The organism is Pantoea sp. SS70, from assembly GCF_029866845.1.
Classification (GTDB): Bacteria; Pseudomonadota; Gammaproteobacteria; order Enterobacterales; family Enterobacteriaceae; genus Pantoea; species Pantoea leporis.
Map to the genome: position 1 here is coordinate 3,363,813 of NZ_CP117199.1, position 25,237 is coordinate 3,389,049.

Annotated in this window: 23 protein-coding genes and 1 other RNA gene; 9 read left to right on the forward strand and 15 right to left on the reverse strand. The window is 54.2% G+C overall.

Going from position 1 to position 25,237, the window contains the following annotated elements:
* Window positions 1-15: 15 nt before the first annotated feature.
* Genes ubiH through PO881_RS15515 form a run of 3 tightly spaced genes read right to left on the reverse strand, consistent with a single transcriptional unit; the run spans window position 16 to window position 3,145 of the window.
* On the reverse strand, window positions 16-1,194 hold the full coding sequence (ubiH, locus tag PO881_RS15505) for a 2-octaprenyl-6-methoxyphenyl hydroxylase (RefSeq protein ID WP_101761950.1): 1,179 nt from the start codon (window positions 1,192-1,194) through the stop codon (window positions 16-18).
* Window positions 1,191-2,513: a Xaa-Pro aminopeptidase gene (pepP, locus tag PO881_RS15510; protein WP_222234716.1), complete on the reverse strand. Its 1,323-nt coding sequence runs from the start codon at window positions 2,511-2,513 to the stop codon at window positions 1,191-1,193. The genes ubiH and pepP overlap by 4 nt, the downstream gene beginning before the upstream one ends.
* 50 nt (window positions 2,514-2,563) lie before the next feature.
* Complete coding sequence (locus PO881_RS15515; protein ID WP_101761948.1) at window positions 2,564-3,145, reverse strand: YecA family protein; 582 nt, start codon at window positions 3,143-3,145, stop codon at window positions 2,564-2,566.
* 170 nt (window positions 3,146-3,315) lie between these two features.
* On the opposite strand from PO881_RS15515, the gene zapA reads away from it, so the two are divergent.
* From zapA to PO881_RS15530, 3 genes are all read left to right on the forward strand, one after another.
* Window positions 3,316-3,645 (forward strand): cell division protein ZapA, encoded by a 330-nt coding sequence (zapA, locus tag PO881_RS15520; RefSeq protein ID WP_007890288.1) that lies wholly within the window; start codon window positions 3,316-3,318, stop codon window positions 3,643-3,645.
* Window positions 3,646-3,684: 39 nt separating this feature from the next.
* Window positions 3,685-3,868: non-coding RNA, 6S RNA (ssrS, locus tag PO881_RS15525), on the forward strand.
* An 80-nt stretch (window positions 3,869-3,948) separates the two neighbouring features.
* Window positions 3,949-4,545: a 5-formyltetrahydrofolate cyclo-ligase gene (locus PO881_RS15530; protein ID WP_137386396.1), complete on the forward strand. Its 597-nt coding sequence runs from the start codon at window positions 3,949-3,951 to the stop codon at window positions 4,543-4,545.
* Window positions 4,546-4,583: 38 nt separating this feature from the next.
* On the opposite strand, the gene serA is transcribed toward PO881_RS15530, so the two are convergent.
* Both serA and rpiA read right to left on the reverse strand, forming a co-directional pair.
* Entirely contained in the window at window positions 4,584-5,822 is a 1,239-nt protein-coding gene (gene serA / locus PO881_RS15535; RefSeq protein ID WP_137386397.1) for a phosphoglycerate dehydrogenase, read from the reverse strand.
* A 279-nt stretch (window positions 5,823-6,101) separates the two neighbouring features.
* Complete coding sequence (rpiA, locus tag PO881_RS15540; RefSeq protein WP_280172036.1) at window positions 6,102-6,761, reverse strand: ribose-5-phosphate isomerase RpiA; 660 nt, start codon at window positions 6,759-6,761, stop codon at window positions 6,102-6,104.
* Window positions 6,762-6,942: 181 nt separating this feature from the next.
* On the opposite strand from rpiA, the gene PO881_RS15545 reads away from it, so the two are divergent.
* Window positions 6,943-7,848, forward strand: coding sequence for a LysR family transcriptional regulator ArgP (locus tag PO881_RS15545; protein ID WP_007890292.1), 906 nt, complete (start codon window positions 6,943-6,945; stop codon window positions 7,846-7,848).
* A 38-nt stretch (window positions 7,849-7,886) separates the two neighbouring features.
* Here PO881_RS15545 and PO881_RS15550 read toward each other — a convergent pair whose 3' ends face one another.
* Entirely contained in the window at window positions 7,887-8,615 is a 729-nt protein-coding gene (locus tag PO881_RS15550) for an oxidative stress defense protein (RefSeq protein ID WP_101761944.1), read from the reverse strand.
* Between the two features lie 217 nt (window positions 8,616-8,832).
* Here PO881_RS15550 and PO881_RS15555 point away from each other — a divergent pair, with 217 nt between their 5' ends.
* Complete coding sequence (locus tag PO881_RS15555; protein ID WP_280172037.1) at window positions 8,833-10,140, forward strand: MFS transporter; 1,308 nt, start codon at window positions 8,833-8,835, stop codon at window positions 10,138-10,140.
* On the opposite strand, the gene PO881_RS15560 is transcribed toward PO881_RS15555, so the two are convergent.
* Window positions 10,127-10,825 carry a transcriptional regulator gene (locus PO881_RS15560; RefSeq protein ID WP_101761942.1) on the reverse strand — a complete coding sequence of 233 codons (699 nt, stop codon included), beginning with the start codon at window positions 10,823-10,825 and terminating at the stop codon, window positions 10,127-10,129. The genes PO881_RS15555 and PO881_RS15560 overlap by 14 nt on opposite strands.
* A 54-nt stretch (window positions 10,826-10,879) precedes the next feature.
* On the opposite strand from PO881_RS15560, the gene PO881_RS15565 reads away from it, so the two are divergent.
* Entirely contained in the window at window positions 10,880-13,141 is a 2,262-nt protein-coding gene (locus PO881_RS15565) for an FAD-dependent oxidoreductase (RefSeq protein WP_280172038.1), read from the forward strand.
* On the opposite strand, the gene argO is transcribed toward PO881_RS15565, so the two are convergent.
* From argO to tkt, 6 genes are all read right to left on the reverse strand, one after another.
* Window positions 13,138-13,761 (reverse strand): arginine exporter ArgO, encoded by a 624-nt coding sequence (gene argO / locus PO881_RS15570; RefSeq protein ID WP_280172039.1) that lies wholly within the window; start codon window positions 13,759-13,761, stop codon window positions 13,138-13,140. The genes PO881_RS15565 and argO overlap by 4 nt on opposite strands.
* Window positions 13,762-13,889: 128 nt before the next feature.
* Entirely contained in the window at window positions 13,890-14,765 is an 876-nt protein-coding gene (gene mscS / locus PO881_RS15575) for a small-conductance mechanosensitive channel MscS (protein ID WP_101761939.1), read from the reverse strand.
* A gap of 188 nt (window positions 14,766-14,953) precedes the next feature.
* Window positions 14,954-16,033 (reverse strand): class II fructose-bisphosphate aldolase, encoded by a 1,080-nt coding sequence (gene fbaA, locus PO881_RS15580; RefSeq protein ID WP_280172040.1) that lies wholly within the window; start codon window positions 16,031-16,033, stop codon window positions 14,954-14,956.
* A 104-nt stretch (window positions 16,034-16,137) separates the two neighbouring features.
* The gene (pgk, locus tag PO881_RS15585) at window positions 16,138-17,301 is read right to left on the reverse strand and encodes a phosphoglycerate kinase (protein WP_101761937.1); all 1,164 of its coding nucleotides are present in this window, start codon (window positions 17,299-17,301) and stop codon (window positions 16,138-16,140) included.
* Between the two features lie 51 nt (window positions 17,302-17,352).
* On the reverse strand, window positions 17,353-18,372 hold the full coding sequence (epd, locus tag PO881_RS15590; protein ID WP_137386403.1) for an erythrose-4-phosphate dehydrogenase: 1,020 nt from the start codon (window positions 18,370-18,372) through the stop codon (window positions 17,353-17,355).
* A gap of 343 nt (window positions 18,373-18,715) precedes the next feature.
* Window positions 18,716-20,707: a transketolase gene (gene tkt, locus PO881_RS15595; protein WP_280172041.1), complete on the reverse strand. Its 1,992-nt coding sequence runs from the start codon at window positions 20,705-20,707 to the stop codon at window positions 18,716-18,718.
* Between the two features lie 273 nt (window positions 20,708-20,980).
* On the opposite strand from tkt, the gene PO881_RS15600 reads away from it, so the two are divergent.
* Window positions 20,981-21,733, forward strand: a complete 753-nt coding sequence (locus PO881_RS15600) for a M48 family metallopeptidase (RefSeq protein ID WP_101761934.1) — start codon at window positions 20,981-20,983, stop codon at window positions 21,731-21,733.
* A gap of 160 nt (window positions 21,734-21,893) precedes the next feature.
* On the opposite strand, the gene PO881_RS15605 is transcribed toward PO881_RS15600, so the two are convergent.
* Window positions 21,894-22,298 (reverse strand): YidB family protein, encoded by a 405-nt coding sequence (locus PO881_RS15605; RefSeq protein WP_280172042.1) that lies wholly within the window; start codon window positions 22,296-22,298, stop codon window positions 21,894-21,896.
* A gap of 54 nt (window positions 22,299-22,352) precedes the next feature.
* Complete coding sequence (gene speB / locus PO881_RS15610) at window positions 22,353-23,273, reverse strand: agmatinase (RefSeq protein ID WP_101761932.1); 921 nt, start codon at window positions 23,271-23,273, stop codon at window positions 22,353-22,355.
* Window positions 23,274-23,761: 488 nt separating this feature from the next.
* On the opposite strand from speB, the gene PO881_RS15615 reads away from it, so the two are divergent.
* Both PO881_RS15615 and PO881_RS15620 read left to right on the forward strand, forming a co-directional pair.
* Window positions 23,762-24,538: an ABC transporter permease gene (locus PO881_RS15615; RefSeq protein ID WP_280172043.1), complete on the forward strand. Its 777-nt coding sequence runs from the start codon at window positions 23,762-23,764 to the stop codon at window positions 24,536-24,538.
* A complete protein-coding gene (locus PO881_RS15620; protein WP_277974060.1) occupies window positions 24,535-25,218 on the forward strand; it encodes an ABC transporter ATP-binding protein in 684 nt (227 codons plus the stop codon). Before PO881_RS15615 ends, PO881_RS15620 begins: the two co-directional genes overlap by 4 nt.
* The last annotated feature ends 19 nt before the right edge of the window (window positions 25,219-25,237 follow it).

Here is a 25,237-nt window from a genome sequence, read left to right on the forward strand (position 1 = left end):
CCCCTTAATTCGTGCTTAACGCTTAACCCAGCCGAGCGTGCGCGCGGCAAGTGGATTTCGTAGCCAAGGCAGATGGTCCATCGCCACCAGCCCAAGATTTCGTCCTGCTACCAACGGCGCATAGCGGTTAGCAAACAGTCGGACTAAACCGTCAGTGACGCCAACAGTGGCGGCACGATCGGGCTGACGTCGCGCGGCAAAATGCTGTAATACCGCGAAACTGCCGGGATCTTGCTGCTGACGATATGCGCCTGCCAGCGTTTCCGCCAGCGACATCACATCACGCAGACCCAGGTTGAAGCCTTGTCCGGCGATTGGATGCAGCGTTTGCGCCGCGTTGCCCACCAGCGCCAGACGATGTGTCACCTGACGTTCAGCGGTTTGCAGCGCCAGCGGATAATGCTCGCGTTGACCGGTATGCGTGAAGCGCCCCAGACGCCAGCCGAATGCGCGCTGCAGTTCTTGCAGGAAGGTCGCATCATCCCACTGCTTAATCGTTGCTTGCGCTTCAAGCGGGTGGCACCACACCAGCGACATGCGGTTGCCGGACATCGGCAACAGCGCCAGCGGGCCGTATTCGGTAAAGCGCTCAAAGGCGCGGCCCTGATGCGGCAACTGCGTCGACACGTTGGCGATAACCGCCAACTGCTGATAATCGTCGCGCTGCCAGGTGATACCGCAGGACGCGCCTAAAGGTGAACGCGAACCGTCGGCGGCCACCAGTAATGCGCCTGCCAGCTGTTCGCCGCTGTTCAACATCACCTGCACATTATCCGCCGTACGCGCTACCGAAGTTACATGATCCGGGCAGCGCAGCGTGACGCCTGACGCTTTTTGCAGGCGTTGAAACAGCCGCTGGCCGACATCAAACAGTTCAACCACCTGACCGAGCGCAGGCAACTGATGATCTTGCGCTTTAAGCGAAACAAAGCCGGTATGACCGCGATCGGAAACGTGAATATCGGTGATGGGCGTGGCGCAATCGGCCAGCGAGCGCCACAGATCGATATCCGCTAACTGCTGACAGGTGCCAGCCGCCAGGGCAATCGCCCGTCCATCGAAACCGGGATGCGCGCGGCTGTCGGGCTGGCTGCGCTCAATCAGGGTAACCGGCAGTTGGCCTTGCGTCAGATGTGAAATCGCCAGCGCCAGAGTCGCACCGGTCATGCCGCCGCCGGCAATCAAAATGCTCATGCGTGACGTGCCGCCGCCATCAAGGCTTCAATCGCGTCAGCGTCTTTGACTACGCTGTCGGTGAGATTTTCGTTGCCGTCGGCGGTGATGACGATGTCATCTTCGATGCGAATGCCAATGCCGCGATATTGTGGCGGTACTTTGGCATCTGGCGCGATATACAAGCCAGGCTCAACCGTCAGCACCATGCCCGGCTCTAGCACGCGGTCGCGGCTTGGCGTGCCATAATGGCCGACATCGTGCACATCCAGCCCCAGCCAGTGACTCAAACCGTGCATGAAGAACGGACGATGCGCCTGCTCTTCAAACAGCGTATCGATGTTGCCATCCAGAATGCCGAGATCGACCAGGCCGGTAATCATTATGCGCACCACCTCGTCGTTAACGTCATGGATGCTGATGCCCGGACGGAACATCGACAACGCTTTGTAGAGCGAAGCCAGCACGATGTCGTAGATGGCGCGCTGCGGCTCGCTGAAGGTGCCGTTGACCGGGAAGGTGCGGGTGATATCGCCCGCGTAGCCGTGGAATTCACAGCCTGCGTCAATCAGCACTAAGTCGCCATCGCGCATTTCCGATTCGTTTTCGGTGTAGTGCAGAATACAGCCGTTTTCGCCCGAACCGACAATGGTGTTGTACGAGGGGAAACGCGCGCCATGGCGATTGAATTCGTGATGAATTTCGCCTTCCAGCTGATATTCAAACATGCCCGGACGACAGGCTTGCATCGCTCGCGTGTGCGCCAGCGCGCTGATTTTTCCGGCGCGGCGCAGAATCTCAATCTCTTCTGCGCTTTTGAACAGGCGCATGTCGTGCACCCACGGACGCCAGTCGGTAACTGTGTCGGGCGCGCTAAGGTTTTGACGGAAGCCGCGACGCAGTTTGTCCAGCGCGCTGAACACCAGCTGATCGGCTTCTGCGTATTCGCCCTGCGCGTGGTAAACCACATCCAGGCCGTTAAGCAGTTGATGCAGCTGCTCGCCGAGGTCATCCCACGGCAAAGCGCGATCGACTCCCAGTTTCGCCGGTGCGGCATCCTGGCCAAGGCGGCGACCAAACCAGATTTCGGCCGTCAGGTCACGCACGCGATTGAACAGCACGCTGTGATTGTGCTTATCATCACTTTTGATTAAGACCAGCAGCGCCTGCGGTTCATTAAAACCGGTGAAGTACCAGAAGTCGCTGTTTTGACGAAAGCTGTATTCGGTGTCGTTGCTGCGCGTCACTTCAGGTGCAGCAAAAATTAACGCCGCACTGCCTGGCGCCATGCGGGCAATCAGCGCCTGACGACGTTGTTGAAACGTATCCAAGGTAATCATGTTTGCACTCCCTGTTGAAGACGGGCCACAACGCACCCGCATTGACGCGCTTAATGTAACGTAGGTTTCTGTACTTCTGGTGCCGTTGGCTGATGCGGACGCGTGAAGGTGTCGTGGCACAGCAGAGCGGCAACGCGCACGTACTCAATCACCTCTTCGAGTGACTGCTCCAGCTCTTCCTGATCCTCATCTTCGTCATAGCCAAGTTGTGCGATGGTGCGCAGATCGTCAATCGCTTCGCCAGTTTCGCCGGTCACTTTCTCCAGCTTCGGTTGCGTGACACCCAAACCGAGCAGGAAGTGGTTTACCCAACCGGCCAGCGCATCCGCGCGATCGAATACCGTGATGTCATCGTCTTCCGGCAACATCAGCTGGAACATAAAACCTTCGTCTTCCAGCGTGGTCGCCAGGCTTTCATGCAGCGCCTGCAGCGGCTGAGACAGGCTCTGCGAAAACGCCATGCCTTCGTTGGTGAGATCGTGAACCATGGTTTTCCAGCTGGTATCCTGATTGCCGCCGCACAGAATCCCGGAAAGGAGACCATGCATTTCGGCTGGCGTCATGCCCACGCCCTGCTGTGAAAGGGCCGCGGCCAGCGCGTTGTAACTCGGCGTTGCGTTCTGTAAAGACATAAGCTTTGGTCGTCGTTGGCAGAATAAGTTCGTGTTATGCTACCACCAGGTGCCTCTGGGTTTCCAGAAAAGGGGTTGTAACTTATAACTCGGGTATATATAGTTTCGCACCTCCCAACCCATTGACCGGTAAGGGAGATGCGATCGAAGTAATCAGTTAGGATGGTGGCATGTCTGCACAACCAGTAGATATTCAAATTTTTGGTCGTTCGTTAAGAGTGAATTGCCCGCCTGAACAGCAAGATGCGCTGAATCTGGCCGCAGAGGATCTCAATCAACGGTTGCAAGATTTAAAAGTTCGCACTAGAGTCACCAATACAGAGCAACTGGTGTTCATCGCCGCGTTAAACATCTGCCACGAGTTGGCACAAGAGAAAGGTAAGACGCGCGACTATGCAGCAAACATGGAACAACGTATCCGCATGCTGCAGCAGACCATTGAACAAGCGTTAGTAGAGCAAGGTCGCATAACTGACCGCCAGGGCCCTAATTTTGAATAAAGCTTCATGGTCCTCATGCTATAGTGACGGTGAAGTAAATTTTCTCTGAGATGTTTGCAAGCGGGCCAGTCCCCTGAGCCGATATTTCATACCAACAGAATGTGACGCTCCACAATTTGTGCGCATGCTCGGTTCGTCCGAGAAGCCTAATAGTTGTGACGGCATGTTCACCTTGAACCAAGGGTTCAAGGGTTACAGCCTGCGGCGGCATCTCGGAGATCTCCATTTAGTAGCAAGTCTGTTTCCCCGGTTCGCATGATATAATCGCTTTTAAGAAGCGATTATTCCGGGTATTTAGATATCATGCCAGCGCCCTCCCTTCTCGACCGTCAAGACATCCGTCAGCATGTGCGCCATTTGCGCCGTAATCTCACGTCTGAGCAACAGGAACAAGCCGCCGATCAGTTGGCTGAACACGCCATCAACATTGCGCCGATCGCTAATGCCCAACGCATTGCGCTGTTTTTATCTGTCGATGGAGAGATCAACACCCGCCCGCTAATCGCCAAACTTTGGCAGCAAAAAAAGCAGGTTTACTTACCGGTGCTTCATCCCTTCTCGCCGGGCAATCTGCTGTTTATCCGTTACACGCCAGAAACGCCACTCGCGCCAAATAAACTTCGCATCCCGGAACCGCCGCTGGATATCACGCAACTGGCCACGCTGGATCAGCTGGATGTGATGCTGGTGCCGCTGGTGGCGTTTGACTATGCTGGCCAACGTTTGGGAATGGGTGGCGGATTCTACGATCGCACGCTGCAAAACTGGCAGCAGCATGGTTTTCTTCCGGTGGGCATCGCACATGATTGTCAGCGCGTAGAAGCATTGCCGGTCGCCGCCTGGGATGTGCCGCTCCCCGCGATTCTGACGCCATCGAAACTATGGCAGTGGGAAGCGTGAGCAGGAAAAACAAAGGGCGCCAATGGCGCCCTGTTTAATCAGTACAGCAGACGGGCGCGGATGGTGCCCGGAATCGCCTTCATCGCCTGCAGCGCTTTATCCGCTGCATCCTGCTCAGCATCAATATCGATCACCACGTAGCCCATAATTGGCGTGGTTTGCAGATACTGCGCGGCGATGTTGATGCCCTGCTCGGCAAAAATCTGGTTGATAGCGGTCAGCACACCCGGACGGTTTTCATGGATGTGCAGCAGACGGCTAGCACTTGCCGCATGCATCGGCAGTGAGACTTCCGGGAAGTTAACCGCAGACAGCGTAGAACCGTTGTCGGAGTATTTCGCCAGCTTGCCAGCCACTTCGATACCGATGTTTTCCTGCGCTTCCTGCGTTGAACCACCAATGTGCGGCGTCAGGATCACGTTATCGAACTCGCACAGCGGTGAGTTAAACGGGTCGCTGTTAGTCGCAGGCTCGACCGGGAAGACGTCGATAGCGGCACCAGACAGATGTTTGTTCGCCAGGGCATCACACAGCGCCGGAATATCGATCACGGTACCGCGCGCGGCGTTGATCAGCAGCGCGCCCGGCTTCATCAGCGCCAGCTCTTCCGCGCCAATCATGTTCTGAGTGGATTGCGTTTCAGGAACGTGCAGGCTGACCACGTCGCTCATGTTGAGCAGATCGGAGAGATGACGCACCTGAGTGGCGTTACCCAGCGGCAGCTTGCTTTCGATATCGTAGAAGAACACATGCATACCGAGGCTTTCTGCCAGTACACCCAGCTGCATGCCGATGTGACCGTAACCGATGATGCCCAGTTTCTTGCCGCGTGCTTCAAACGAACCGTTGGCGACTTTATTCCAGATGCCACGGTGCGCTTTGGCGTTGGCTTCCGGAATGCCACGCAGCATCAGTAGCATTTCGCCAATCACCAGCTCTGCAACAGAACGGGTGTTGGAGAACGGCGCGTTGAACACCGGCACACCGCGTTTCGCCGCTGCACCGAGATCAACCTGGTTGGTACCGATACAGAAGCAGCCGACTGCTACCAGCTTTTCAGCGGCAGCAAAGATCTCTTCAGTCAGTTGGGTACGGGAACGGATACCAATGAAGTGCGCATCGCGGATGGAGGATTTCAGCGACTCCGCATCCAGCGCCCCTTTGTGAAACTCGATGTTGGTGTAGCCTGCTGCACGCAGGTTTTCCAGCGCACTCTGGTGAACGCCTTCCACCAGCAGGAACTTAATCTTGTCTTTTTCCAGTGATACCTTTGCCATTTCCCGACCCTATTCAGAATTCAATGAGGACTACCATAAGGTAGCCTTCTGTCAAAATATCAAAAATTTCGTGCGCAGCAATACAAACGATTGCCTGGGAGCCAGCACGCGCCCACGCGGAGACAGCACAATGCCGTACAAAATCGTGACATCCTTAATGGACGAAGTACGAACTTACTGCTGATGAATCTTTTGTGACATAAGTCACCAAATTTCAGCCTGGTGAGAAAAGATGTTTTGCGGATGGAAATAACCGGCGCATTACGCGCGCCGGACAGATCATTTTACGATGGTTTTCACGCCTTCTGCGGTACCAATCAGTGCGACATCCGCACCACGTCCCGCAAACAGGCCAACGGTCACTACGCCCGGCAGCGCATTAATGGTTTTTTCCAGTTCGATGGGATCGAGAATACGCAGATTATGCACGTCGAGAATAATGTTGCCGTTGTCGGTAATGACGTTCTGGCGATACTCCGGCAAGCCGCCGAGTTTGACCAGTTCACGCGCCACATACGAACGCGCCATCGGAATCACTTCAACCGGCAGCGGGAAACGGCCCAGCACATCAACTTCTTTCGATGCATCGGCAATGCAGACAAATTTCTTCGCCACCGCCGCAACGATTTTCTCACGCGTCAGCGCTGCGCCACCGCCTTTGATCATCTGCATCTGCGGATTGATCTCATCGGCGCCATCAACATACACCGACAGTTCATCAATTTCGTTGAGATCGAAGATGTGAATACCCAGCGCTTTCAGTTTCTCGGTTGAGGCTTCCGAGCTGGAAACCGCACCTTCAATCTGATTCTTCATGGTGCCGAGTGCATCAATAAAATGCGCCGCTGTTGAACCCGTGCCTACGCCGACAATGGAGCCGGGCTCTACGTACTGCAGAGCTGCCCAACCTACCGCTTTTTTCAGTTCATCCTGGGTCATGGTATGTTTAAAACCTGTGCGACATCGAAGTGCGCGTAGTATAAAACAAGGCGCTGTAAAAAAGCGCGACTGTTAGACAGCCGATTTAACGCTTTGGAAGCCAGCCCGCAAAAATGCGCCGCAGCACAATTTGACAGTTTTATGGCATAGTAATGTCCACCCTGAACGAGAGAGAACAACAATGAAACGCCCGGATTATCGAACGCTTCAGGCGCTGGATGCTGTGATTCGCGAGCGCGGCTTTGAGCGTGCGGCACAAAAACTCTGCATTACCCAATCGGCGGTTTCGCAGCGTATTAAACAGCTGGAAAATTTATTTGGTCAGCCGCTGCTGGTGCGCACCGTGCCGCCGCGTCCGACCGAGCAGGGACAAAAGTTACTGGCGTTGTTGCATCAGGTTGAACTGCTGGAAGAGGAGTGGCTGGGTGATGATAACGGTGGAACCACGCCGCTGTTGCTGTCGCTGGCGGTCAACGCCGACAGCCTGGCCACCTGGCTGCTGCCCGCGCTGAAAGACGTGCTGGCCGATTCGCCAGTGCGCCTGAATTTGCAGGTAGAAGATGAAACCCGCACGCAGGAACGTCTACGTCGCGGTGAAGTGGTCGGCGCGGTGAGTATTCAGCCGCAGCCGCTGCCAAGCTGTCTGGTGGATCAACTGGGTGCGCTCGATTATCTCTTCTGCGCCTCACCTGATTTTGCTGCTCGCTATTTCCCGAACGGCGTAACACGCTCTGCGCTGCTGAAAGCGCCGGCGGTGGCATTTGATCATCTGGACGATATGCATCAGGCGTTTTTACAGCAGAACTTTGACCTGTCGCCGGGCAGCGTGCCTTGCCACATCGTTAACTCGTCAGAAGCCTTTGTGCAGCTGGCGCGTCAGGGTTCGGTGTGCTGTATGATTCCGCATCTGCAGATTGAGCGCGAGTTAGCGCAAGGTGAACTGGTGGATTTGACGCCAGGCCTGTATCAGCGTCGTATGCTGTACTGGCACCGGTTTGCGCCGGAAAGTCGTTTGATGCGCAGCGTGACCGACGCGCTGATTGCGCACGGACATCGCGTGCTGCGTCAGGATGTGTTGCCAGCGTAAAGATCAGGTCGCCCTTCATGGCGACCTGATATCAAACCTTACGGCGTGTTTGGTTTGATTTCAAAGACGACATCTACCTGGTCGTCAAAGTGAATGCTCTGCTGCTCGTAAGTTTGCTGCGCGGTGGTATCAGCTTGTACTGCGGCGGCCTTATACATGCGCGCCATCGGCATCGGTTGATAGTTCGCAACGTGATAGCGGATGCTGTAAACCGAACCTAACTTAGCGTTAAACCCTTCTGCCAGCGCGTTAGCCTGCTGCGTAGCATTAGCGATGGCCACTTTACGCGCCTTCTCTTTATAGCTGTCCGGATTCGCCACACCTAACTCGACCGAACGAATTTCATTCAGGCCAGATTTTAACGCGCCATCCAACAGCTCGTTGAGTTTGTCCAGCTGGCGCAGCGTTACCTGTACCTGACGCTCGGCACGATAGCCTTTCAGTACCGACTTACCTTCTTTGGTGTAATCGTACTCTGGCTGCGTGCTGAGGTTTGCCGCATCAATATCTTTTTTCTCGATACCGTTCTTTTGCAGGAAATCGAAATATTGCGCCACGCGGTCATCAGCTTGTTTCTTCGCTTCTGCCGCGTCTTTCGACGAAACATTCACCACAATCGCGAGCGTCGCGAGATCTGGCGTGGCATCAACGCTTGCCTGTCCAGAAGTCACCACATGCGGTCCATTCGGCAATTCGCCTGCCTGAACTAAACCGGACAGTGCGCCCGTGCTCATTACGGCGGCCAGCGCCAGTGCTTTCAGTTTCACGAAAGTCCTCCTTGAGGGATTCAATTTGCAGGTCGCCATTATGGCTAAACCCAAAACACATTAACATGTGTGCTTATCTGATTAGTAAACGGCTCAAAAGTTCGAGCAATCTCCTTTTTAACGTAGCCGCGATCGCAAATTTAGCTGTACGGATTCGCCAATAAAACACTTATTCGTTTCTATTAAAGAAACACCTCTGAGTTCGGGAGAGTTGCCAATGACAGAACAGCCACTTAGCCAAACCGTTGCCAGCGCTCGCGCGGGACGCACGCGCTTTCTGATGCTCGGTCTGGTGTTTATTAACATCATTATCAACTATATGGATCGCACTAACCTGTCGGTTGCCGCTACGGCAATGGCTGGCGAATTGCGCTTCTCGCCCATGGAGATGGGATTGATCTTTTCCGCCTTTGGCTGGATCTACGCTGCGCTACAGATCCCCGGCGGCTTCCTCATCGATCGCCTTGGCGCGCGCGTGGTTTATGGCGTCGGTTTATTTGCCTGGTCGCTGATCACCGCGCTGCACGCGCTTGCCAACAGCTTTGGCGCGCTATTTGGTCTGCGGCTCGGCGTCGGTGCTTTTGAAGCGCCGGTGATGCCCTCCAACAACCGGGTGATCTCCAGCTGGTTTCCGGAGCAAGAGCGCGCCAGTGCCATCGGCATTTACTCCTCAGCGCAGTTTGTCGGCCTGGCGTGTATGACGCCGCTGCTGTTTCATCTGCAGGATGCTTTTGGCTGGCGCGGACTGTTTTTGATCACCGGACTTGCGGGGATGATTTGGGCGCTGGTGTGGTATTGGCTCTACCGCGAGCCGAATCAACATCAAGGCGTGTCAAAAGCTGAGCTCAGCTATCTGCGTGACAACGGTGCGCTGCTGGAGAGTCGACAACATTCGCAGCAGCCCATAGCGCGCTGGGGCGATTTGGCGCAGATGTTCCGCAGTCGTAAATTGGTCGGCATCTATATTGGCCAGTTCACCATTTCCGCCACCTTCTGGTTCTTCCTCACCTGGTTCCCGACGTATCTGGTGGAGTATCGTCACATGGGCTTCATCAAAAGCGGCTACGTTGCTTCGGTGCCCTACTTCGCCGCCTTCTGTGGCGTGCTGCTGGCCGGATTTGCCTCAGATCGCATGATACGTCGCGGTATCTCCGCTAGCGTGGCGCGCAAGCTACCGGTGATCCTTGGCCTGTTCCTGACGCTGTTTATCCTTGGCGCCAATTACACCAACGATTCCACGCTGATTATTCTGTTTATGTCGCTGGCGTTCTTCGGCAACGGCCTGGCGACCATTACCTGGGTGTTTGTCACGGCGCTGGCGCCGCGCCACTTGATTGGTCTGGCGGGCGGGGTATTTAACTTTACCGGTGCGCTGTCATCCATCGTGGTACCGATTGCCATTGGTGCGTTAATCGACGGCGATAACTTCGCGCCAGCCCTGGCATTTATTGCCGTGCTGGCCGCGATTGGCATCTGCAGTTACCTGTTTATTGTCGGGAAAATCGATCATGTTAACGCGGGGTGAACACGGTTTGCGCCAGCGATTGCAACTGTTGCAGGCGCTGCGCGAGGTGCGCCTCATCGTCCTGCCAGATTTTGGCGAACGCCAATGCCGCGCGATTGTGATCAATCGGCTGCGCCATACTGATTTCGCCATCATCGCGGTGCCAGATCAGGTAACCCTCAGCACGCTTACGCGCCAGCAGCGGCGCGATTTGCAGCCACTGTTCTTCGCTAAAACGCGGGCGCAGCGCCTCGTCACTTTCCGCCGCCAGCAACGACACGCCAATCACCGATTGCCACGCGGGCAGCATGCGGAAACCGGCCAGCGCCTGGCTGGCGTTGATGCGTTCACCGGGTTCCGAGTGCCAGATATAGATCACCTGATCCTCCCACAGCACGCCCAGCGCCACCACGATATCGCGCGGCGCGTGACGTTCCAGCTGCGGCAACGCCTGCGCGAACAGCGAAGATCCGCGAATCGCCTGTGCCGCCAGCGCGTGAATACCGGGGCCAGGCAGATAGCGTCGATGCTCATCCTGCGTCGTCAGTCCAATCGACGCCATGGTCATCAGCAGTCGATTCACACGCGTGCTGTTCATCCCCATCTGGCGCGCCAGTTCACGGCAACCCACGGCCTTATCACTGGACACCAGATATTGCAGACAGCGAATACCGTCAATCAGGCTTTGGTTCGGTTGAGAAGACATAGATCACCTGCGGCGGGCAAACTCCAATCTTAGCCTTAGAGTCAGAGGAATGAAATGATGCAGACTTTCTCTACGCAAAATGAGCGCCACTTTCCGCAACAACGACTACAAGCGGAGTTACTGATCGTCGGCGGTGGACTGGCGGGCGTGTGTGCCGCGCTGGCCGCCGCACGCGATGGCCTTGATGTGGTGCTGATTCAGGATCGCCCGGTGCTGGGCGGCAACGCTTCCAGCGAAGTGCGCTTGTGGGCCAACGGTGCGACCTCACACATGGGCAATAACAATCGTTGGGCGCGCGAAGGCGGCATCATGGGCGAGATCATGGAGGAGAACCTGTGGCGCAATAAAGAGGGCAATCCGGTACTGTTCGATATGGTGCTGCTGGACATCGTACAGGCGCAGCCCGGCGTGACTTTGCTGCTCAATACGGTGGTGACCGATATCGAAAAATCTGGCCGCCGTTTGCTGTCAGTGCAGGCGTTCAATGCCATTAATCAAACGCGTTATCGGGTTTCGGCTACACAATTTATCGATGCCAGCGGCGATGGCGTATTGGGCTATCTGGCCGGTGCAGCGCATCGCGTGGGCGCGGAATCCGTGGAGGAGTTTGGCGAGAAGATGGCGCCGGGCGAGAATTTCGGCCATAAGCTCGGACATTCGATTTACTTCTACACCAAGCGCACGGCACAACCGGTACGCTTCGTTGCGCCCTCTTTCGCACTAAAAGAGATCACCGCCATTCCGCGCTATAAACGGCTGAGTTCAGAGCTGAACGGCTGCGATTTATGGTGGCTGGAGTGGGGCGGACGGCTCGATACCGTGCATGAGAGCGAAACCATCAAGTGGGAACTGTGGAAAATTGTCTGGGGCGTGTGGGATTACATCAAAAACTCCGGTGAATTTCCCGATGCCGATAACCTCACCATCGAATGGGTGGGCCTGATTCCCGGCAAGCGCGAGAGCCGGCGTTTTCTCGGCGAGACGATGCTGTGCCAACAGGACATCATCGAACAACGCGACCACTATGATGCAGTGGCGTATGGTGGCTGGTCGATTGATCTGCATCCGGCCGACGGCGTCTACAGCGAACACGATGGCTGTCGTCAGTTCCACAGCAAAGGGACTTACACCATTCCCTTCCGCGCGCTCTACAGCCAGTCGCTGGACAATCTGCTGCTCACCGGCCGATTGATCTCCGCTACGCACGTAGCCTTTGGCAGCGCACGCGTCATGTGCACCTGCGGCGTGCTGGGCGAAGTGGTGGGCCGCGCGGCGGCGCTGTGCCAGCAACAGCAGATCACGCCCGCCGAACTGGCGCAGCCTGAGCGCGTTGGGCAGCTGCAGCAGCATCTGCTGCGTCAGGGTGCGTTTATCCCGCGACATCCGTTGGCCAACCCAGCGCGCCAGGCGCATGTCACGGTGAGCAGCACCTTAGAGTTGCGCGCCCTGCCCGCCGATGCCGATTGGCAGCCGCTGCAATCTCGCTGTGCGTTGCTGCTGCCGCTCAAAGCGGGCGAACGCTTGCCGGCAATCAGTGTGCAGCTGCGCGCCGCCAACGCGCAAAAATTACAGGTATCGCTGCTCACCAGCGCTAATCCGGCCAATACCTGCGGCGACTGCCAACTGAGCACGCAAAGCATCACGGTTACTGAGCAAGGCACTTATCGACTGAGCTTTGATTATCGCGCCGATTGCGATCGCTATCTGTTTATCGCCTTTGAGGAGAACGCTGCGATTGAGGTTGCATTAACCAGCCAGCGTTTGCCGGGCGTGATGATGGTGTTCAACAGTCTCAATCCGCGCGTGGCGAAACGCACACGCCAGATTAACGATGGCGATTACGGCGTTGATGAGTTTGATTTCTGGCTGCCGCGCCGGGCTCCACAGCAAATCCTGCTGGCCTTTGCGCTGGAAACGCCGCTGCAGCTTTGGCACCGCGACTATCTGCTCAACGGCAAGCTGCGGCCGGAACAGCACACTAACTGCTGGGTGCCGGCGCAGGATGACACTCATCCCAACGTCAGCTGGCATTGGAATGAACCGCAGCAGGCGAAACACATTACCTTGCTGTTTGACAACGACTTCGACCATGCGATGGAAACGGTGCAAATGGGCCACGCGCTGGCTGTGACGCCGCACTGCACCACGCATTATCGCCTATGGCTGGATGAGATGCTTTTGGCAGACGTGACGGAAAATCATCACTCGCTGTGTCATCACTTGGTACCAGAAGGCGTGAGTTTTAGCCAGATACGACTGGAGTTGCTCGCCAGTGCGGGCGCGCTGCCCGCACTGTACGGATTACATCTGCATTAGAGTGCAGCAATGCCCTGACGCGCCAGCTGAATGGCGATAAACCACATCACACCGCCGACCAGCAAATTGATAATGCGCTGCGCCCGCACGGTGCGCAGCCGCGGCGACAGCCACGCGGCCAGCAGCGCCAGGCCGAAGAACCAAATAATTGAGGCACTCACGGTGCCAAATGCAAACCAACGACGCGCGTCTTCAGACGGAAGCTGGCTACCGAGGCTGCCGAGCACCACAAAGGTGTCGAGATAGACGTGCGGATTGAGCCAGGTCACCGCCAGAATAGTAGCGATGATGCGCCAGCGACCTTGCTTTATCTGCGCATCAGATGCCAGCGACACATCACCTTGCCATGCAGCGCGCAGCGCGCCCCAACCGTACCACAGCAAAAACGCCACGCCCGCCCAAGTGATCAGCATCAGTAAGAGAGGCGATTGATTCAGCAACGCGCTGCCGCCAAAAATCCCACCACAGATCAGCGCAATATCGCTAAGGGTACACAGCGATGCGGTCATCAAGTGGTAATGGCGCTTAATGCCCTGATTCATCACAAAAGCATTTTGCGGGCCTAACGGCAAAATCAGCGCAGCACCAAGGGCAAGCCCTTGTAAATAAACAGATAACACGGAAATAACCTTAATAACTGGGGAGATGCGATGCAGTATAGTGACGCGAAGATATTAGAGGAAATTGAAATATTTAATAGGCTATTAGAATGTGTAATAAAAAAGGCACCCGCAGGTGCCCTTCTCTATTATTCGCTGCGTGCAGGCTGTTGTTGCTCGCTCTTCACCTGATGCAGATGCACATCCATCTGCGGGTAAGGAATGCCGATGCCGTTCGCGTCCAGCGTACGTTTGAAGTTCTTCATCAGATCCCAATAGACGTTTTGCAGATCGCTGCTTTTACTCCAGCAACGCACCACAAAATTGAGCGATGAAGCCGCCAGTTCATTTAGGCCGATCTGTACGCCGAGGTCTTGCAGTACGCGCTCGTCCGCATCAACCACTTCACGTAACAGGCTAATAACCTGATCGACATCCGCATCGTAAGCCACACCAATAATGAACTCGTTGCGACGGATCGGTTCACGTGAATAGTTAACGATATTGCCGGCGATAATTTTACCGTTAGGTACCACCACGATTTTGCCATCAGCGCTTTTCAGCGTAGTGGAGAAAATCTGCACGTTCTGTACGGTACCCATCACGCCGCCGAGATCGACAAACTCACCGGTTTTGAACGGGCGGAAGGTCACCAACAGCACGCCAGCAGCCAGGTTGGACAGCGAACCTTGCAGCGCCAAACCCACAGCCAAGCCAGCAGCACCCAGTACGGCAATCACTGAGGCGGTTTGTACGCCAACGCGTCCCAGTGCAGCAATGACGGTAAAAGCGATAATTCCGTAGCGCACCATTGCAGAAAGGAAATCTGCCACAGTGGCATCAATATGACGCGCCAGCAGAACGCGGTTAATCGCATTGGAGACGATGCGCGCAATGAACATACCAATGATGATGGTAATAATCGCCGCCACAATATTGACCGCATAGCTCAGGATCAACGCCTGATTACGTATCAGCCATCCACCAGCACTATTAATGCCATCAACGACATGTAAATCTTCCATTTGTTAGCCCTGTTGTTGAGTTTCCCGCGGGAAATTGCCAAAAACTGCCAGATTGACTCCGACACTCCGAATACAAGGGTAAACAAAAATAAGGCGAAGCGCCAAAAATGGCCTGAATTCGTGGGATTTTCTGGATGAGACGCATAAAAAAAGGCCCTTGCGGGCCTTTTTTGTACTGTACGGAAAAATTACAGTACGTCGACAGCGTTAAGCTCTTTGAAAGCCTGCTCCAGGCGAGTCACCATGGAAGCCTGCGCTGAGCGCAGCCATACGCGTGGATCATAGTATTTCTTGTTCGGGCTATCCACGCCTTTAGGGTTGCCCAATTGGCCTTGCAGATATGCTTCGTTTTCTTTGTAGAACTTCAGAATACCGTCCCATGTTGCCCACTGGGTATCGGTATCGATGTTCATTTTAATTACGCCGTAGCCGATAGACTCTTCGATTTCTGCAGCAGAAGAACCTGAACCACCGTGGAACACAAAGTTCAGCGCGTTATGCGGCAAGTTGTGTTTTTTAGTCACGTATTCCTGAGAATCACGCAGGATGGTCGGCGTCAGTTTCACGTTGCCTGGCTTGTACACGCCGTGCACGTTACCGAATGAAGCAGCGATGGTGAAACGTGGGCTGATTTTGCTCAGCTCGGTGTAAGCGTAATCAACGTCTTCTGGCTGAGTGTACAGCGCAGAAGCGTCCATGTGGCTATTGTCCACGCCGTCTTCTTCGCCACCGGTACAACCCAGTTCGATTTCCAGGGTCATATCCAGTTTGGCCATGCGCGCCAGATACTTAGAAGAGATCTCGATGTTCTCTTCCAGTGACTCTTCAGACAGGTCGATCATGTGAGAAGAGAACAGCGGCTTACCGGTTTTCTTGAAGTGCTCTTCACCCGCGTCCAGCAGACCGTCGATCCACGGCAGCAGTTTCTTGGCGCAGTGGTCGGTATGCAGGATTACTGGCACGCCGTACTGTTCAGCCATCAGATGCACATGGTATGCACCCGCGATAGCGCCGAAGATAGCCGCGCCCTGCGGCTTGTCGGTTTTGAAACCTTTACCGGCGATGAAGGCAGCACCACCATTGGAGAACTGAACGATGACCGGCGCTTTCACTTTGGCCGCAGCTTCCAATACCGCGTTAATAGAATCCGTGCCGACGCAGTTAACTGCTGGCAGAGCGAATTTGTTCTCTTTCGCTACCTGGAAAATTTTCTGAACGTCGTCACCAGTGACAACGCCGGGTTTTACGAAATCAAAAATTTTAGACATGTTTGTGTCCCGTTTCGTTACCGTTCATCCCCGAAGGGATTGCGATTTGTGTGCCCCATAAAGGGCTAGCCTTCAGGCGACGCCCAAGCGTCGCCCCCAAAGAGTTACTGCTTCGCGCGCTCTTCCAGCATAGCAACTGCTGGCAGTTTTTTACCTTCCACGAACTCGAGGAATGCGCCGCCGCCGGTTGAGATGTAAGAGATCTTATCTTCGATACCGAACAGATCGATTGCAGCCAGCGTATCGCCGCCGCCTGCCACTGAGAATGCATCGCTATCGGCGATTGCATTTGCCACGATTTCGGTACCTTTACGGAAGTTCGGGAACTCGAACACGCCAACCGGACCGTTCCACAGAATGGTTTTCGCGCCTTTCAGAATCGCGGCCATCGCCTGTGCGGTTTCGTCGCCGAAGTCCATAATCTCTTCGTTATCCGCCACTTCGGAAACCTTTTTCACGGTTGCCGGGGCAGTTTCAGAGAATTCCGTGCCTACGCGAGAATCAGTAGGAACCGGGATACCAAACTGATCACGCAGACCTTTTGCCGCTTCGACGAAGTCTGGCTCGTACAGTGATTTACCGACGTTGTTATCGATAGCCACGAAGGTATTCGCGATACCGCCGCCGACAATCACGGTGTCAGCAATCTTCACCAGCGACTGCAGCACATCAAATTTGGTCGACACTTTAGAACCGCCAACCACAGCAACCAGCGGACGCTCTGGATTACTCATCACTTTGCCTAGCGCTTCCAGCTCAGCTGACAGCAGCGGACCGGCACACGCGATTGGGGCAAATTTGCCCACGCCGTGGGTAGAAGCCTGTGCGCGGTGCGCGGTACCGAACGCATCCATCACGAACACGTCGCACAGTGCAGCATATTTCTTCGACAGGCCTTCTTCGTCTTTTTTCTCGCCTTTGTTAAAGCGCACGTTTTCCAGCACAACCAATTCGCCCGCGCCGACTTCAACGCCGTCGAGGTAATCTTTTGCCAGAGTAACGTTGGTGCCGTTCAGTTTGTCTTTCAGGTAGTTAACAACCGGCAGCAGGGAAAACTCTTCGTTGTATTCACCTTCGGTCGGACGACCCAGGTGAGAGGTAACCATCACTTTCGCGCCCTGTTTCAACGCCGCTTCGATGGTAGGCAGAGAAGCACGAATACGTGCATCTGACGTCACTTTCCCTTCTTTCACTGGCACGTTGAGATCGGCACGGATCAGAACGCGTTTACCAGCAAGATCCAGATCGGTCATCTTAATTACAGACATGGTGAACCCTCTCGTTGATTCTCATAAGTTTTGCCAGACGCAGTCCGCGTCTTACCTGAAACCGCTTGCGGCCATTGCTAACGTGGTGTCGATCATGCGGTTAGCAAAGCCCCATTCGTTGTCACACCAAACCAGCGTTTTGATAAGGTGATGACCACTGACCCGCGTTTGCGTGCCATCGACTATGGCACTGTGCGGATCATGGTTAAAATCTATTGAGACTAACGGTAATTCCGTATAGTCAACTATACCACGAAACGCCCCTTCTGACGCGTTTTGCAGCAACGCGTTGACCTCACACGCCTTCACCGCTTCGCGCACCGACACGCTCAGATCAATGGCTGTCACGTTGATGGTGGGCACGCGCACGGCAATCGCCTCAAAGCGATCGTTAAATTTCGGAAAAATACGGGTAATGCCAGCAGCGAGACGCGTATCTACCGGAATGATCGATTGGCTGGCGGCGCGGGTACGACGCAGATCGCTGTGATAGGCGTCGATCACCTGCTGATCGTGCATTGCCGAGTGAATGGTGGTCACGGTGCCCGACTCAATGCCAAAGGCGTCATCCAGCAACTTGATCACCGGAATAATGCAGTTGGTGGTGCAGGATGCGTTGGAGACAATGCGGTCAGTTTGTTTAAGAGCTTGTTCGTTAACACCGAATACGACTGTGGCATCGAGATCGTTGCCGCCCGGATGCGAGAACAACACTTTCTTCGCGCCCGCCGCCAAATGGGCTTCGCCATCAGCGCGGCTACCGTACACGCCGGTACAATCCAGCACGATATCCACATTCAGTTCGCGCCACGGCAGCACATCAATTTCAGCCTGATGCAGGATGCGAATGGTGTCGTCGCCAACAAACAGTTGATCGCGCTCCTGGCGCACATCAAAGGCAAAACGTCCATGGCTGGTGTCGTACTTAAGCAGATGCGCCATACCGGCGGCGTCTGCCAACTCGTTAATGGCAACCACGGTGATCTCAGCCCGGCGACCGGTTTCATACAGGGCACGCAACACATTACGCCCGATACGACCAAAACCATTTATTGCTACGCGAACGGTCATCTCTACCTTCAACCACACCCGAAAAAACGTGCCGATTAGCCTGAGCGTTTCACACCGTTTTGTACAGGGAATTATTGCTTACCCGCACGAGTGAGATGCACGATTTTATTCACAACTGAAACGGTTCAGCTAGAGTAATGCAAGAGAGGAATAACGGGAATGATTGCGATCAAGTGAGTGGCTGAATATTGGATCTACGTCACAAATTTTGCACTGGCGGATTATTACTGCAGGAATAATTGAACCGTTTCAGGTTAGATACGCCTGCATTGCAGGTGTACGCGATGAATCGCGCCGCTACAGGCTGTGCTTAACCGGTAGCGGCGCAATTTACTGCGCAAAGTTACAGAATAGATTTCGCCGTTTTCACCACATTCTCAACGGTGAAGCCAAACTCCCTGAACAGCTGATCCGCAGGCGCCGACTCACCGAAGGTGGTCATACCGACGATCGCGCCGTTCAGGCCGGTGTATTTGAACCAGTAATCCGCGATACCCGCTTCAATCGCCACGCGAGCAGCAACCGCTTTCGGCAGCACGGATTCACGGTACGCCGCGTCCTGTTTGTCGAAGGCGTCGGTGGATGGCATAGACACCACGCGCACCTTGCGGCCTTCCGCCGTCAGCTGATCAAACGCTGCCACCGCCAGTTCCACTTCTGAACCGGTGGCGATCAGGATCAGCTCTGGCGTACCTTCGCTGTCCTTCAGCACGTAACCGCCGCGCGCCACGTTAGCCAGCTGCTCAGCGCTACGATCCTGCTGCGCCAGGTTCTGACGCGAGAAGATCAGCGCCGACGGGCCGTCCACGCGTTCAATAGCGTACTTCCACGCCACCGCTGACTCAACCTGGTCGCACGGGCGCCACAGGCTCATGTTTGGCGTCACGCGCAGGCTGGCCATCTGCTCAACCGGCTGGTGCGTCGGGCCATCTTCGCCCAGACCAATCGAGTCGTGGGTGTATACCATGATCTGACGGATCTTCATCAGCGCGGCCATGCGTGCGGCGTTGCGCGCGTACTCGACGAACATCAGGAAGGTGGCGGTGTACGGCAGGAAGCCGCCGTGCAGCGCGATACCGTTGGCGATGGCGGTCATACCGAACTCGCGCACGCCGTAATGGATGTAGTTGCCCGCCGCGTCTTCGTTGATCGGCTTCGAGCCGGACCACATGGTGAGGTTGCTTGGCGCGAGGTCAGCGGAGCCGCCCAGATATTCCGGCAGGATTTTGCCGAAGGCTTCGATGGCGTTTTGCGAGGCCTTACGGCTGGCAATTTTCGCCGGATTGGCCTGCAGCTGCTCAATGAACTTCTGCGACTCGCTGGCCCAGTTCGCCGGCAGCTCATTGTTCACGCGGCGCTTAAACTCGGCAGCCAGCTCCGGATGTGCGGCGGCGTAGGCGGCAAACTTCTGGTCCCATGCGGACTCTTTCGCCTGACCGGCTTCTTTGGCATCCCACTGCGCGTAGATGTCTGAAGGGATTTCAAACGGACCGTGGTTCCAGCCCAGCTGCTTGCGGGTCAGCGCGATTTCATCGGCACCCAGCGGCGCGCCGTGCGAGTCGTGCGTACCAGCTTTGTTCGGCGAACCGAAGCCAATCACGGTTTTGCACATCAGCAGCGAAGGCTTGTCGGAAACCGCTTTGGCTTCTTCCACCGCTTTCTTAATCGCGTCCGCATCGTGACCGTCCACGCCGCGCACCACGTGCCAGCCGTAGGCTTCGAAGCGTTTGGCGGTGTCGTCGGTGAACCAGCCGTCAACGTGACCGTCGATGGAGATGCCGTTGTCGTCATAGAAGGCAACCAGTTTGCCCAGCTTCAGGGTGCCGGCGATGGAGCAGACTTCGTGTGAGATGCCTTCCATCATGCAGCCGTCGCCCATAAACACGTAGGTGTTATGGTCTACGATGTCATGACCCGGACGGTTGAACTGCGCCGCCAGCGTGCGCTCGGCAATGGCAAAACCCACTGCGTTAGCGATGCCCTGACCCAGCGGACCGGTGGTGGTTTCAACGCCTGCGGTGTAGCCGTATTCCGGGTGGCCTGGAGTTTTAGAGTGCAGCTGACGGAAGTTCTGCAGCTCGCTCATTGGCAGATCGTAGCCAGTGAGGTGCAGCAGGCTATAAATCAGCATTGAGCCGTGACCGTTCGACAGCACAAAGCGGTCGCGGTCTGCCCACAGCGGGTTAGTAGGGTTATGGTTCAGGAAGTCACGCCACAGCACTTCGGCAATGTCCGCCATGCCCATTGGGGCACCCGGATGTCCCGAATTGGCTTTCTGTACTGCATCCATACTTAACGCGCGAATGGCGTTGGCAAGCTCTTTACGAGAGGGCATCTTCTACTCCAGGTCGGATTAATGCTCCGCCACGCTTAACTTATTGTAATTAATCAGTTATAAGGCGAAGCGAGAAAAAAGTCGCACATCAATGTACATGAAAATCAGGACAAAAGTACATGCATCTGGGTGCTAAATCACGGGTAACCGTTTGCATTTCCGGGCTTGTCTGCTAGTCATTGAACAACATGCGAGCTATAACCAAAGCGTTTAAACACCTGGGCCAGTTTCAGGTGTTTGTTTTCTTTACCTTGTTACCCAAAGGATGCCGATATGAAAATGAGAGCCACAATTGTTGCTCTGGGAATGGCTTCGCTGCTGAGCGGCTGCGAGGGGTTTGATAACAATGCGCTGCTACAATCGGGTGCGCAGGCTTATCAGGCCTATGCGCTGAACGATACGCAGGTAAAAGAGTTGAGCGATCAATCCTGTGCGCAGATGGATAAAGACAATCAGGTTGCGCCCGCTAACAGTGAATACCAGCAGCGCCTGAACAAAATCGCGGCGGCGCTAGGCGACAACATCAACGGCGTGCCTGCCAACTACAAGGTTTATCAGACCAAAGACGTTAACGCCTGGGCGATGGCGAACGGTTGTATCCGCGTCTATAGCGGGTTGATGGATATGATGACCGATAACGAAGTCGAAGGTGTGCTGGGCCATGAAATGGGCCACGTCGCGCTGGGCCATACGCGCAAAGCGATGCAGGTGGCGCTGACGACCACCGCAACGCGCACCGCTGCGGCTTCTGTCGGCGGCGTGATTGGCTCGCTGTCACAATCACAATTGGGTGAAATGGGTGAGAAGCTGGTGAATGCGCAATTCTCGCAAACTCAGGAAACACAAGCCGATGACTACTCGTTCGACCTGCTGAAAAAGCGCGGCATTGATCCGATGGGATTAGCGACCAGCTTTGAGAAGCTAGCGAAACTGGAGCAAGGAAGACAGAGTTCGATGTTTGATTCGCATCCGGATTCGGAAGCCCGCGCCCAGCATATTCGTGAGCGTATTGCGGCTGGGAAATAGATCGTGCTTGCTGTCCCCCTCCTCGGTCCTCCCCCATGAATGGGGGAGGAAGATGCTGCCACATGTCAGTGAGGAAGCTGCATTTAGCTGCTTCTCCTTCCCCCATTCATGGGGGAAGGCCGGGATGGGGGACATAAGCAAAGATCAAAGCAAACAATCTTCAACGCTTAAACAATCCATCCACCATCGCACCCAAATCCTGGGTATTCGACGTCTTAATGTGGCCCTGCGGCGACAGCTTATCAATCACCTGCGGCAATAAGGCAGCCAGCGTACCGGACGCACCCTGTACATCGGTGCCGAGCTTATCCGCTAGCGACTGCAGCTGATCATTGCCAAGCGCATTTTGAATCTCGCCGCCATCAATCGACATGTTACTGCCGCTGCCAAGCCAGCTATTCAGCACCTGCCCGAGTCCGCCCTGTTGAAACTTCTGCAGCAGCACTTCAACGCCGCCCTGTTCCTGCACCCAGTTCCAGATTGCCATCAGCTGTTGCATCTGGTTGCCCTGCCCGCTTCCGTTGCTGTTTCCCAGCGATCCAGCTAAATCGTCCAGTAAACCCATAGTCGCCTCCGCAGATTAATTAACCGCCAATAAGTGTAGCCGCAGGAGAAAGGATTAACCTTTATTTGCCGCCTGCACGTGCAGCATGTCCAGCGCCAGTGTGGCTGCGGCCAGCGAGGTCAGATCGGCGTGATCGTAGCCCGGCGCCACTTCCACCAGATCCATACCGACGATATTCATGCCCTGCAAACCGCGAATCAGCTTGGTGGCTTTATCGCTGCTCAAGCCGCCAATCACTGGCGTGCCGGTGCCCGGTGCATGGGCGGGATCCAGACAATCGATATCAAAGGTCAGATACACCGGCAGATCGCCAACGGTACGCTTCACTTCCGCCAGAATGTCATCAACGCTGCGATCGTTGACCTGCGCGGCATCCAGCACGTTGAAGCCCAAGCTCTTATCGAACTCGGTACGAATACCGATCTGTACAGAGTGCTGCGGATCGATCAAACCCTCTTTTGGCGCGGTGAAGAACATGGTGCCGTGATCGAAAGTAGGACCATTGGAATAGGTATCGGTGTGCGCATCGAAATGCACCAGCGCCATTTTGCCGAAGTGCTTAGCGTGTGCACGCAGCAGCGGCAGAGTGACGTAGTGGTCACCGCCAAAGGTCAGCATGCGCTTACCGTTCGCTAGCAGTTTCTCGGCGTGCGCCTGCAGTTTGTCAGAGAGATCCTGTGAATCGCCAAAGGCATAAACCAGATCGCCGCAATCCACCACGTTCAAACGCTGGCGCAGATCGAAATCCCACGGCCAGCGACAGCCTTCCCACGCCAGGTTGGTGGAAATCTGGCGGATTGCCCCCGGACCTAAACGGCTGCCTGGACGACCGGAGGTCGCGGCATCGAAAGGAACACCGGTGATCACCCACTCAGCGTCACTGTCGTAAGGCTGGAAGTTGAGGGGGAAGCGCATGAAACCAAAAGCGTTAGAAACCAATGAGTTATCATACTGATTGCCCAAGGTGTTATGCATAACTGGTCCTCTTAAGATCCGTAAGTCGATAGGTCTGTTTAGGTATAGATGAAAAAAATCCCCTCAACGTAAATACTACGAGGAAGGGATAGATGGGCGTGATTATTACGAAGATTGAAGTTGGGTGCAATCAATGCTTTGACGTGGTAAGCCTCCAGAAAAATCAAGGTCAATCATTTCGGCTGGAGAGAGCTTGAAACCACAAACGATAATAATTTAATCAAGAATGTTTTGAGCAAAGTGAATAAGGAAAATTGAGCCTTTTCTCAATTATCTTCATAGGAAGGCAGGCAATAATTTCATCGATTGAAAAGTAGCAAATACGATACAAATCAAATAACAACCCATTTAATCAGCTAACTGTAGATGGCAAATCAACGCGACCATTCGAGTCTGCTTATTATCTATTATCTTATCTTCAGCGCATTGGTAACTGTTAAGCCAAGGGCGGTAGCATATCTATTAATCAAGAATACTGTGAGTTTTAAATGGCAAGAAGTGGATTAAATGTACAAAGCGCCACGATTAACGCATTGTTTTTTAGAGAGATAAGAACCAGATTCGGTAAGTTCCGTTTGGGGTATCTCTGGGCGATACTAGAACCATCAGCCCATTTATTAATATTGATGGCCATTTTTGGCTTCATCATGCATAGGACAATGCCAGACATTTCCTTCCCTGTATTCTTACTTAATGGGATTATTCCCTTTTTCATTTTTTCTAATATCTCTACTCGATCACTTGGAGCAATTGACGCGAACCAAGGCTTATTTAACTATCGTCCGGTTAAACCCATCGATACTGTTTTAGCAAGGGCGATGTTAGAGACGATTATCTACGTAACTGTCTATATATTTCTGATGTTGATTGTTTGGGCTGCCGGGGAGTATTTTTCTGTGGCAAATCTACTGCAATTAGTGGGTGCATGGAGTCTTTTGATTATTTTCTCATGTGGCGCTGGACTCATTTTTATGGTGATAGGTAAAACCTACACAGAAACGCAGAAGCTTTTGCCAATTCTCCTTAAACCGCTCTATTTCATCTCGGGAATAATGTTTCCACTGCACGCAGTGCCGAAAGATTACTGGCCATTTCTAATCTGGAATCCCCTCCTGCATGTGGTGGAACTCAGCCGAGCAGCAGTGATGCCGGGCTATAGTAGCGAAGGCGTCAGCCTCGTTTATCTCGCCATTCTCACACTAACGACATTATTTTTGGGGCTTGCCATCTATCGCACCCGTGAAGAGGCAATGCTGACATCATGATTAAGATTGAAAATCTTACAAAGTCGTACCGCACCTCATCAGGCCGGCACTTCGTGTTTAAAGATTTGAACCTCACCCTTCCAAGTGGAAAAAGTGTGGCGTTGGTTGGCCGAAATGGCGCAGGTAAATCAACATTATTGCGCATGATTGGTGGTATTGACCGGCCTGATAGCGGCGCAATCACTACCAATAAAACGATTTCCTGGCCGGTTGGCCTTACTGGCGGTTTTCAGGGCAGTCTTAGCGGTAGGGAAAACGTTAAATTCGTCGCGCGTTTATATGCCAAACATAATGAGATGAAAGAGAAAATAGATTTTGTTGAGTCATTTGCTGAATTGGGTAAATACTTCAATATGCCGATCAAAACTTATTCATCCGGAATGAAATCAAGATTAAGTTTTGGTTTAAGCATGGCTTTTGATTTTGATTATTATCTTGTGGATGAAGTCACCGCGGTAGGTGATGCGCGCTTCAAAGAAAAATGCTCAAAGATGTTCCAGGAACGACATAAAAGTGCGAGTTTTTTGATGGTGTCGCATAGCTTAAGTACGCTCAAAGAGTATTGTGACGCAGCTATTTTCATTGGTAGGGATAATTATGTCAATTATTATGACTCGGTAAATGATGCTATTGAAGCTTACTTAAGAAGTGAAAATAACAAAAATACTATTCCAATATAAATAACACCGCTGATCATTT